This is a genomic window from Mesorhizobium sp. M7A.F.Ca.CA.003.01.2.1 (genome assembly GCF_003998945.1).
Classification (GTDB): Bacteria; Pseudomonadota; Alphaproteobacteria; order Rhizobiales; family Rhizobiaceae; genus Mesorhizobium; species Mesorhizobium ciceri.
This window is the reverse complement of sequence record NZ_RZRA01000520.1, coordinates 1-3,977: the sequence shown is the minus strand read 5'-3', so window position 1 is coordinate 3,977 and position 3,977 is coordinate 1. Positions and strand designations below refer to the sequence as shown.

Below are 3,977 nucleotides of genomic sequence, written 5' to 3'. Positions count from 1 at the left end.
AAGCTCGACCCCGCCATCAAAGTTCGCCACGAGCCGATGCGCATCGCCGGCAGACGAGTCGATGCCGAAGGCGTCGTCGAGGTTCGCTATCCCTGGAACGACACCGTCATCGGCACCGTTCCGGCCGGCCGCGCCGATCACGCCCGCCAGGCATTCGAGATCGCCGCCGGCTACAAATCGAAGCTGACCCGCTACGAGCGTCAGCAGATACTGTTCCGCACCGCCGAGGCATTGGCCTCGCGCCGCGATGAAATCTCCGATCTCATCACGCTCGAGCTCGGCATCTCCAAGACGGACTCGCTCTATGAGGTCGGCCGTGCCTATGACGTGTTCACGCTGTCGGCGCAGATGTGCATCCAGGATGACGGGCAGATCTTCTCCTGCGACCTCACCCCGCACGGGAAGGCGCGCAAGATCTTCACCACTCGCGAGCCGTTGAAGGCGATCTCGGCGATCACGCCGTTCAATCATCCGCTCAACATGGTCTCGCACAAGGTGGCGCCGGCGATCGCCACCAACAATTGCGTGGTGGTCAAGCCGACCGAACTGACGCCGATGACGGCGCTTCTCTTGGCCGACATTCTCTATGAAGCCGGTTTGCCGCCTGAAATGCTGTCGGTGGTGACCGGCTGGCCGGCCGATATCGGCAACGAGATGATCACCAATGAAAACATCGACCTGATCACCTTCACCGGCGGCGTGCCGGTCGGCAAGATGATCGCCCGCACCGCCGGCTACAAGCGCCAGGTGCTGGAGCTCGGCGGCAACGACCCGCTGATCATCCTCAACGATTTGTCGGACGAGGATCTGGCAAAGGCGGCGGACCTAGCAGTGGCCGGAGCGACGAAAAACTCCGGCCAGCGCTGCACGGCGGTCAAGCGCATCCTGGTCCAGGAAAGCGTCGCCGACCGCTTCGTGCCGCTGGTGCTGGAGCGGGCGAAGAAGATCCGCTTCGGCGATCCGATGGACCGCGCGACCGACCTTGGCACCGTCGTGCACGAGAAGGCGGCGGCGCTGTTCGAAGCCCGCGTCCACATGGCTGCCGAGCAAGGCGCCGAAATCCTCTACAATCCGGGTCGTCAGGGCGCGTTGCTGCCGCCGATCGTCGTCGATCGCGTGCCGCATACATCCGAGCTGGTCATGGAAGAAACCTTCGGGCCGATCATCCCGATCGTGCGTGCGCCGGACGATGACGAGGCGTTGATTGCGCTCTCCAACTCGACCGCCTTCGGCCTGTCGTCGGGCGTCTGCACCAACTCTTTTCCGCGCATGCAGAAATACATCGCCGGCCTTCAGGTCGGCACCGTCAACATCTGGGAAGTGCCGGGCTATCGCATCGAGATGTCGCCCTTCGGCGGCATCAAGGATTCGGGCAACGGCTACAAGGAAGGCGTCATCGAAGCGATGAAGAGCTACACCAATGTGAAGACATTTTCGCTGCCCTGGTCCTGACCGGACGGCATTGACGGATAGAACAATCGAGGGAGCGTTCGCCGCTCCCTCATTCGCATTTCGGAGACCATGATGGCCGCGATATCTGAACTTGTGCACACCGAAGGCGATTCCAACACCACAGCGGCTCGCGGTCGCTGGGATGCCGGGCAGGGCGATCCGCGGATCCGCGGCCTGCTCGATCGCGACGCGGCCGCCTTCATGCACCAGAGCCTGTCCAGCCCCTGTTTGTCGACGATCGCCAAGGCGCAAGGCATCTGGATCGAGGACACCGCCGGTCGCCGCTTCATGGATTTCCACGGCAACAGCGTCCATCACCTCGGCTATGGCCACCCGAGGCTTGTGGCCGCCATCAAGAAGCAGCTCGATCAGCTCTGCTTTGCGCCGCGCCGTTTCACCTGTGAGCCCGCCGTCGAACTGGCCGAGAAGCTGGCGGCATTGGCGCCCGGCAATCTCGGCAAAGTGCTGTTCACCACCGGCGGCTCGGACGCCATCGAGGTCGCGCTGAAGATCGCCCGCGCCGCGACCGGCCGCTTCAAGACGGTGTCGTTCTGGGATGCGTTCCATGGCGCCGGCTTCGGCGCAGCAAGCGTTGGTGGCGAGGCGACCTTCCGCTCGCACATATCAGGCCCGATGATGACCGGCACCGAGCACGTCGCGCCTTGGGACGGCTATCGCTGCCCCTATGGCCACGATTCCCTGGAAGCATCGGGCCTCGCCTGCGCCAACATGATTGCCTACGTCCTTGGCCGCGAGCAGGACGTGGCGGCGGTCGTCGCCGAACCGATGCGGGCGACGCCAAACCCGCCGCCGCCAGGCTTCTGGAAGCGGGTGCGCGAGGCCTGCGACCGGCACGGCACGCTCTTGATCTTCGACGAGATCCCGACCGGCCTTGGCAAGACCGGCAAATTCTTCGCGCACGAGCATGATGATGTGACGCCTGACATCGTCGTCCTCGGCAAGTCGCTCGGCGGCGGCGTCCTGCCGATCGCCGCCATCATCGCGCGCCGCGATCTCGACGTCACCGGTGGCTTCGCGATCGGCCACTACACCCACGAGAAGAACCCGGTGACGACCCGCGCCGCATTGACGACGATCGACATCATCCTGGAGGAAGGGCTGGTCGAGCGCGCGGCCGAACTCGGTCGGCACATGCTAGGGCGCATGCAGCACCTGATGGCGCGCTCGCCCCATGTCGGCGACGTCAGGGGCAGGGGACTGATGGTCGGCGTCGAGCTCGTCGAGGATCGCGATACGCGCCAGCCGGCACGCGATCTCGCCGAGCGCGTCTTCTATGCTTGCCTTGAACAGGGGCTGAGCTTCAAGATCAGCCAAGGCAACGTGTTGACGCTGTCGCCGCCGCTGGTCATTTCGAAAACCGACCTCGACGGCGCGCTCGACATTGTCGAGCGCACGGTGCTGGCGGCCTGACCGTGAAGGCCGTGCGCACCGACCGCGAACTCGAATGTCCCGGCATCGACGCCGGCTTGCGGGCGAGGGGGGTCGAACTGGTGACGCTGCCGGACGGCATCCCCGAAGCTGATCTCATGCAGGCCGTTGCGGACGCCGATCTTTTGCTGATGTGCTACACGCCGATCACCGCACGGGTGATCGAGGCGGCTCCCAGATTGAACGGCATTGTCAAATATGGCGTCGGCGTCGATGCCATCGACATCCCCGCCGCGATGCGGCGTGGCATTCCCGTTGTCAACGTGCCGGATTATGCTGAGGAAACCGTCGCCGAAGGCGCCTTCGCGCTGATGATCGCGCTGGCCAAGCGGCTGCCCTCCATCACCGCGGCGGTGTCACGTGATGGTTGGATCTGGCCCGAGCAACGCTGGCTGGGGCGCGACATGTCCGGCGCCACGCTTGGGCTCGTCGGCTGCGGCAAGATCGGCCGCAGCATGGCGCGCATGGCAGGCCAAGGATTTCATGCGCGCGTTCTCGGCTTCGATCCCGGTGTCGATGTCGCAACCATGCGCACCGCCGGCATCGAGAAGGTAGAAGACCTCCACGTCATGCTGCGCGCCTGCGATTTCGTTTCCCTCCACTGCGTGCTGAACGACAGGACGCGCGGCTTGATTGGTGAAGCCGAGCTCGCTTGCCTGAAGCCTTCCGCTATCATCGTCAACGTCTCGCGCGGCGCGCTGATCGACGAGGCCGCCCTTGTCGAGGCGATCATCTCGGGGCGCATCGGCGGCGCCGGGCTCGACGTCTATTCGGTCGAGCCGCTGGCCAAATCGGGCCATCCGATGAGCGCGCTGTTCGGCCGCGACAACGTCATCCTGTTTCCGCATCTCACCTTCTTCACGCAGGGGGCCATGCGCCGGCTCGAAGACGACACGCTCGCGCGCTGCTTCGAAATTCTCGAAGGCCGGCCGGTTACCGTTCGTTCGTTCGACCCGCGGCTGCGGGCGCAGACATCTGGGGTTTCATTTGGCTGACCATCACCATCTCTGCACCCAATCGCGGGCCTTCCGCGAGGCCGGAATCGAAGCCAGGCCAGCGTTGCGACAGTTCCATGA

General features: G+C 64.6%; 3 protein-coding genes. All 3 read left to right on the top strand.

Features of this window, described 5'->3' with window-relative positions; translation table 11 throughout:
* Window positions 1–15: 15 nt before the first annotated feature.
* The gene (gene phnY / locus EN969_RS20200) at window positions 16–1,452 is read left to right on the top strand and encodes a phosphonoacetaldehyde dehydrogenase (RefSeq protein ID WP_127419335.1); all 1,437 of its coding nucleotides are present in this window, start codon (window positions 16–18) and stop codon (window positions 1,450–1,452) included.
* Window positions 1,453–1,524: 72 nt separating this feature from the next.
* The gene (locus EN969_RS20195; protein WP_063167535.1) at window positions 1,525–2,883 is read left to right on the top strand and encodes an aspartate aminotransferase family protein; all 1,359 of its coding nucleotides are present in this window, start codon (window positions 1,525–1,527) and stop codon (window positions 2,881–2,883) included.
* A 2-nt stretch (window positions 2,884–2,885) separates the two neighbouring features.
* Entirely contained in the window at window positions 2,886–3,896 is a 1,011-nt protein-coding gene (locus EN969_RS20190) for a C-terminal binding protein (RefSeq protein ID WP_013533036.1), read from the top strand.
* The last annotated feature ends 81 nt before the right edge of the window (window positions 3,897–3,977 follow it).

Excerpts from the sequence above, each read along its gene's own strand:
- EN969_RS20195 (WP_063167535.1), top strand. The coding sequence starts at position 1,525 with ATGGCCGCGATATCTGAACTTGTGCACACCGAAGGCGATTCCAACACC.